7 protein-coding genes are annotated in these 6,307 nt (G+C 39.5%); all 7 read right to left on the bottom strand.

Features of this window, described 5'->3' with window-relative positions; all coding sequences use genetic code 11:
* Nucleotides 1–1,032: cation transporter (locus tag H7254_RS15635; RefSeq protein WP_301933849.1), on the bottom strand; the 1,032-nt coding region annotated here is incomplete at its 3' end.
* A gap of 68 nt (nucleotides 1,033–1,100) precedes the next feature.
* Nucleotides 1,101–1,637, bottom strand: a complete 537-nt coding sequence (locus H7254_RS15630; protein ID WP_301933848.1) for a hypothetical protein — start codon at nucleotides 1,635–1,637, stop codon at nucleotides 1,101–1,103.
* A 101-nt stretch (nucleotides 1,638–1,738) separates the two neighbouring features.
* Nucleotides 1,739–3,052 (bottom strand): glucoamylase family protein, encoded by a 1,314-nt coding sequence (locus H7254_RS15625; RefSeq protein WP_301933847.1) that lies wholly within the window; start codon nucleotides 3,050–3,052, stop codon nucleotides 1,739–1,741.
* A 39-nt stretch (nucleotides 3,053–3,091) separates the two neighbouring features.
* On the bottom strand, nucleotides 3,092–3,253 hold the full coding sequence (locus tag H7254_RS15620) for a heavy metal-binding domain-containing protein (protein WP_301933846.1): 162 nt from the start codon (nucleotides 3,251–3,253) through the stop codon (nucleotides 3,092–3,094).
* A gap of 140 nt (nucleotides 3,254–3,393) precedes the next feature.
* A complete protein-coding gene (locus tag H7254_RS15615; protein WP_301933845.1) occupies nucleotides 3,394–4,425 on the bottom strand; it encodes a type II glyceraldehyde-3-phosphate dehydrogenase in 1,032 nt (343 codons plus the stop codon).
* A gap of 19 nt (nucleotides 4,426–4,444) precedes the next feature.
* Nucleotides 4,445–5,869 carry a Na+/H+ antiporter NhaC family protein gene (locus tag H7254_RS15610; RefSeq protein WP_301933844.1) on the bottom strand — a complete coding sequence of 475 codons (1,425 nt, stop codon included), beginning with the start codon at nucleotides 5,867–5,869 and terminating at the stop codon, nucleotides 4,445–4,447.
* 204 nt (nucleotides 5,870–6,073) lie between these two features.
* The coding region (locus H7254_RS15605; RefSeq protein ID WP_301933843.1) for a hypothetical protein at nucleotides 6,074–6,307 on the bottom strand (234 nt) is incomplete at its 5' end.

The following is a 6,307-nucleotide window of genomic DNA, read 5'->3' as shown; positions in this document are numbered from 1 at the left end:
TGCTACTGAAATAGCAAACCCAATCAGGGTCATCATGCCGGGATTTTTATCCTTTAATTCAGTTACAAGGCCCTTTAAAAAAGGCCAGCCTCCATAAATAAACACTACGGTTGATAAACCAAACAAAATATAAGAAGAACCCGCAAACTGCCAATCCACTCCCATAAACTGCTGTATCATGGTTGATAACAGCATGATGGGAATAGTTAATCCCAGCACTATATAAAAACGCTTTTTAAAATCAGCAATCATCATTGCATGATGGTCATGCCCGGCGTGGCCCATTGATGGATTATCACTATGTTTCATGTCGTTGTGGCTCATCTTAGAGTGGTCCATTTTACTATGGTCGTCCGATTTTGGGTCTTCCATCTTCGAGTGGTCCATTTTTGAATGATCCATCTTACTGTGATCCATACCGGAACTATCTTCCTCTTTCTTCTCCTCAATTGCAGTTGGGTTGGTTTCAGAATTGTTTTTTTCCTCCGTCGGTTTAACTTCAGTTAACTTTTCTTCTTCTTTTTCTTTCTCTGGTTCGACTGCCGTGTCGGTCGGCGGAGTAGCGTCAGTATTTTCCGTGTTTGCCGGAGATTTCGTTTCAGCTTTGCCCTTTCCATCCTGCGGTTCAACAACAACTGACTTTTCTTCCTCTTTTCTTTTTGCTGGTTCTACTGCCGTGTCGGTCGGCGGAGTCATGTCAGGGTTTTCCGCTTTTACCGGGGATTTGGTTTCAGGTTTGTCCTTTTCTTCCGGGGGTTTTTCAGAAGGCGGAGTTGCCGATGCTTCGGCTTTCACTTTTGCAGGCTTGTCGGTCGATTGTTCTTGGGCAAAAGATTCATAACTTCTTTGCCGTACAGCTGATTTAATATCTGCAACATCAAGGTGGGTTTCATCGTAGCGTACAGTAGCATTTTCAGCAGCGAAATTCACAGTAACACTTTCTACACCCGGCACTTCACTGATGTGTTTTTCCACTTCCTCTACTCTCCATACTGATAGCATGTCGTGTATATTAATATTGCTTGTTTTCATAAACTTTCATTGTTTTATAATTTTGAATTGTTGTTATATAATCCCTGTATTGCTTAATGACTGTTTCTCTAATTTTTCTCAAATTTTTTTAAGTAATAAAAGCTTAGAAAATAGATTAGCAAAGGCAGGACCATAAATTGCAATACGGGAGAAATCCCAACATTAATAACAGGAATGATGGGCATTGAACCGGAATAAGCCCATGTCCCTATCGATAAATGCCGAATTTCTGCCAACACAGCACCTGTTCCACCTATCAAAATCACCATTACGATACGATTCCATTTTTGATGTTCTATCCAAAACAAATTTCTAAATATAACCGCAAAGCCAAAGTAGAGCAGCAGAACCATAATCGCATCGGCTAGGGAGGCCAAAGCACAAAAAGCTATATGCCCAATACTGTAAAATGAATCTTTATAAAGAGGAATTTGAATTAACTCCCATGCAAAATTCAGCAGAAAAGACAGAACAATTATAATGATAACAAATTTATTGAACGCATTCTTATCAGTCGCTTTTTTTAAAAAAGAGAAATATAAAATGCCCGTTAAAATCAGAGCGATAACCGGAACTAAAAAAATTATAGGTTTCAAATTATTCATCTGCTTGATAATTATCAGCGTTTATTAAAATTATTTTTTGTCATTTTACCATGTTTATTTTTGAGCTTTAAAATCATCTTTCCCATCGAGGCATCATATTCTCACAGCATCGCTGTATGTAACCATCCGCCCTTAAACCCTGCCCTTTGTAGTCCCTTAACGAGATAAGGACACCGCTTCATCAGTTTCCAAATAAAATGGGAACGATAGTTTTCAATCATCAGAATAATTGGGCCCTGATTAATTCCGAAATGCCAGGGTGAAACCCACCATCCATAAGGATTTCCGGGTTCTCCGGGATGTGAAGGATTGAAAGATGCTTTGAACCCATAAGAATTAAACTGCGTCATCTTGGCCTGATGAATGCAATGGTTTAGTGCTGGCATAACTATTTCGGGTGCGAATGGCAACGATGCTGTTAATGCCCAAGGCGAAAGCGTTCCATCATCCGGTCCGTAGGGTACGCCCCGCCCCACATAATCGAAAAATTCCCGTTCGATACCGTTAATTTTAATATTGCCCGGGCCCGGGCCTTCGCTTGCCGTAATTCCCCAGGCATAATGGCCATAGTCCTTGAACTTGAGTGGATTGTTTATTGCATACTGCTGTTGCACGTAAGTTGCACGTCGGCTATTCTCAAAATAATCACTATTTTTTTTACGCATGAAGTCATCCTGAATACCACGAAAGTCGATCCATACATGCGATAACTGGTGAATGAACAATGGCCCGGCATACAGATATTCATATCCGTAAATTTCTTCCCACCGGTAAGTGGAAGTCCAGGCATTATAACTACTTACCGGCAATGGATAAGTTGGCGAACCGAGTGCCAGTATGTATAACAGCAGTGCTTCGTCATATCCCTCCCAACGGTAAGGAAGAAAACCGCTTTCCGGTTTCCAGCCATGTGTGAGCGTTTCTCCCTTGTTTTGCGCCCATTGCCAATCGGTCCTTTGGCAAAGTGCATCAGCAAGCTTGCGGATCTCTGCTTCATCATCTGTATCAGCATCGAAATAAATTCCCGCTGTTAATGCACCGGCCAACAAAAACGCAGTATCTACTGTAGATAATTCGCAATCCCATAAACGACGCCCGGTCTTCATATCAAGAAAATGATAATAAAAACCTTTATAGCCTGTTGCGTCATGTTCGGGCCCCTGCGGACTGTTCCAAAAGAAACGCAACGTAGCAAGTGTTTTTTCAACTGCTTTAGCCCTTGACATAAATCCCCGTTTAACGCCAACCGGGTAACAGGCCAATGCCAGTCCTGTTGAGGCAATGCTGGCAGGCCAGTCCGGAGCAGTCTTGTCAATCACCAATCCATTTGCAGGGTTAGTTTCATGTAGGAAATAACCAAAAGTTTCCTTTTGGAGATTTTCCAATGTATCAATGTCCTGCGTGTTATTGCTCATACCTGAACCCCTCCTTTCGCCTGTTTAAATATTTTATTTTCAAGAATTTTTTTCTATTAATTCCATACCGCACTTTGGGCATTTCCCTGGCTTATCTGAAACCACTTCCGGATGCATTGAACAGGTGTAGGTTTTCGTAGCTTCCGCATTTTGATTTTTTGCAGTATCGGGATTGCCTTGATCATTTGTAGTTTTTTGCATTTTACTTTTATTTTATTTGTGAAAGGATTTACTGTGATGCTGCGTAATATTTTATTTTAATGTATTTTTTTAGCTTCACTGTTGCCCGCCCAGATTGTTTGTTTGCAACTTTCTTTTTAGAGTCTACAATTTTCAGTTCATTAATAAAATGACTGTTTAATTCCTAAACTGGCATTTGTTTTCTGGATTGATTTTAACGCATCATTTTCAATGCCTGTCAATGCCCTTATCGCATCAATGGTTTCCGGTATTACGATGGCCTGGTTATCTACCACATAAGCATAAAACAATTCATCCCCCACTACTTTCAACATATCTTTCCATAGCGCCACTTCATACATGTCGCCATAAGGGCGGTTAAGCGACAACATTAATTCTTTGATGGAATTATTTGCTGGCAACCCATCCCCATAATTGATCATAGCTATTCGTGAGGATTTATCAAATGCGTCCAGCACTTCTTCTTTTGTTGCGTTTTTTGTGAGCGTCACATTCCAGTAATGCAGATGGCTTAAGGTTTCCGGCACTTTAACCGCTGCTGTAATCACATCCAGCGAGGGGTCAACACTTTGAGCATCCGGCCCCTGGTGACTCGGTATATCTTTTTCGGGCAACAATGTATTCATAATTCCACCCAGGTGGCTTTCCCAGGGATCGGTTGCCCTGCGAAGCAAAGTGCCTCTTGCTTTTTTTAATAAGCCCGCGTTTTTTAACGCCGTAAGGGTTCTGATAATAGAAGTTGTATTACAGGAAACCACCCGGGTACTGTCGAGCCCTAAAGCTGTTTCATAATTATTTTCGGCACTGAAAGAATGCCCGGTTGTTTCATGTTTTTCTCCACCCTGCACAATAAATTTTTTATTCAACTTCCTGTATTGTGTAATATTTTGTGCGGCGATTTTTTTCGGTGTGCAGTCCACTATAATATCAGCAGTTTCTAATAGTTGAATTAAAGTGCCTTCAATTTTAATACCTGCATCTTTCATATTTTTTTGAAATGTTTCATCAAAGGCAAAAACAGGATATTTTCTTTCTTCGGCAATTTTAATACGCCAGTCTGTAATCACATCACAAACACCTGCCAGTTCCATATCATCCTGCATGGTCACCGCATCAGCTACCCTTTTGCCTATTACGCCATATCCGTTTACTGCTACTTTAATTTTTTTCATCTTATTTATTTTTTTATGGTTATAAAATAAATGCCGCTATCAAAAATAAAATGCCTGCAATACCCGCTGCCATAAAATTGTAAGGGTTTAAATATTTTATATATTTTGAATGGTCGGCCCCGGCAATGTTAGACGACATATTGGTCATACCTGCAACAGGTGAAGAAACATCTCCAAAGGTTCCTCCGGTGATTACTGCAGCAACACAAAGCGGAATGCTTGAACTAACCGAAACAGCGAGCATTATTGCAAGGGGCATAATCAATGAAGCCGCTCCCCATCCTGATCCTATAAAATAAGTTACAGCACCCGATAACAAAAAAAGTGAAACAGGAACACTCCATGCTGGCATTGAGTTTCCTACTTGCTGCTTTATGAAAATGCTTAAACCCAAATCCTGTGAAACAACAGCCAGGGGCCAGGCCAATGCAAGAATAACCAACGTCGTGATAATTTCATTTCCACCTGATATGACATCGGCTGTCATTTTTTTTATACTATATTTTTGGAAAAAATAAAATATAGTGGATATCGCTATGCTGATAAAAAGTGCAACCAGCATAGCCCTGTTTGGTTCTGTGTTGGATATTGCTGATATAAAAGAATCGTTGCCCGGTTTATCTTTCCCAAAAAACCAGAAGAAAAAAATACTTAACAATATTACACTCAACAAGGGTACAATAAGATTGATAACCCTTGGCTTTATTATCGGTTTATCCTCTGCCATATCCATCTTCATCCCCCCGTTATCCTTTATACTTTTGGTTTCATTTGTATTGCTGCCAGATTTCTTAAATTGAAAAAAGATGGAAAGAAAAGTTATAACAATTACCGCAATGCTGAAAAATTCAAATGGAATGGCTTTTAGCCAGACTGCATAGGCGGAATTATTTTCTGCAACGCCTGCAGCTTGCAATCCCTGACCAATAATTGCAACATTAAATCCAACGAACGTAGTGGCAATTGGTATCAATTCTACAACAGGGCTGGCTGTATTGTTAAGCATAAATGCCAGCCGTTCTTTTGCAATCTTATTTTTTTCAGCCAGTGAGCGGGTAATGGAACCTGCCCCCACCACTCTAAATCCACAATCAATAAAAGTAACCGGAATCAAAGCCCATACTGTAAAAAAAACACCCTTCTTACTCTCAATATGTTTTTCTGCCAGGTTTGAAAAAGCTTTTATGCCGCCTGATTTTTTTATCAATGCAATTAAACCGCTGAACAGGTACAAAAACAAAAGTACCTGCAAACTATCCTTATCAGTTAATGTTTTAACAACCTGGTCAACGGCAGTTTCAAAACCACCTGAGACAGTTGGATTCAATAGATAGCTTCCCAATAATAATCCGATTAAAAGAGAAGGGATTATTTTTTTAGTCCAGATTGCAATGGCAATCGTAAACAGCGGCGGTAAAATAGAAAGCCAGGCTACTTTATCCATATTGCATTATGATTTTATATTTAATAAAAATTATGAATGATAAAATCTAAGAGCACACTTTTTGATGATTGTTGATCATCATGGTTAACAGAAAAGAACTTCCTTATTTGACAGCAGGTTTACGCTACTTTTATTTTTTCATTCCTTTTAATTTTCATACTGTTTTCGGTTTATCATTTTATGTATTACTTCATGATAAAAAACTTAAAATCTGATCGAAAGTCCGCCGCCACCTCCAAACCTATTGTCGTAACTTCCAAGCAGGGAGAAATTTTTTGACAGTAAATAATTTACTCCGGCACTCCAAACAATTTCTTTGCTAAAATTGATTGATTTAGGAAGTTTGTCCACCCAGCCTACGTCTAATTGGTACTCGTAATACCCAAATGCAGAAAATTTCGGAAATATCATAATTGCTCTCCCCAAACTTACACGAGG

Source organism: Ferruginibacter sp., assembly GCF_014377975.1.
Classification (GTDB): Bacteria; Bacteroidota; Bacteroidia; order Chitinophagales; family Chitinophagaceae; genus Ferruginibacter.
The sequence above is the reverse complement of the archived record's forward strand: the minus strand, read 5'-3'. Positions and strand labels throughout refer to the sequence as shown.

Excerpts from the sequence above, each read along its gene's own strand:
- H7254_RS15610 (WP_301933844.1), bottom strand. The coding sequence starts at position 5,869 with ATGGATAAAGTAGCCTGGCTTTCTATTTTACCGCCGCTGTTTACGATT.
- H7254_RS15620 (WP_301933846.1), bottom strand. The coding sequence starts at position 3,253 with ATGCAAAAAACTACAAATGATCAAGGCAATCCCGATACTGCAAAAAAT.
- H7254_RS15615 (WP_301933845.1), bottom strand. The coding sequence starts at position 4,425 with ATGAAAAAAATTAAAGTAGCAGTAAACGGATATGGCGTAATAGGCAAA.
- H7254_RS15630 (WP_301933848.1), bottom strand. The coding sequence starts at position 1,637 with ATGAATAATTTGAAACCTATAATTTTTTTAGTTCCGGTTATCGCTCTG.
- H7254_RS15625 (WP_301933847.1), bottom strand. The coding sequence starts at position 3,052 with ATGAGCAATAACACGCAGGACATTGATACATTGGAAAATCTCCAAAAG.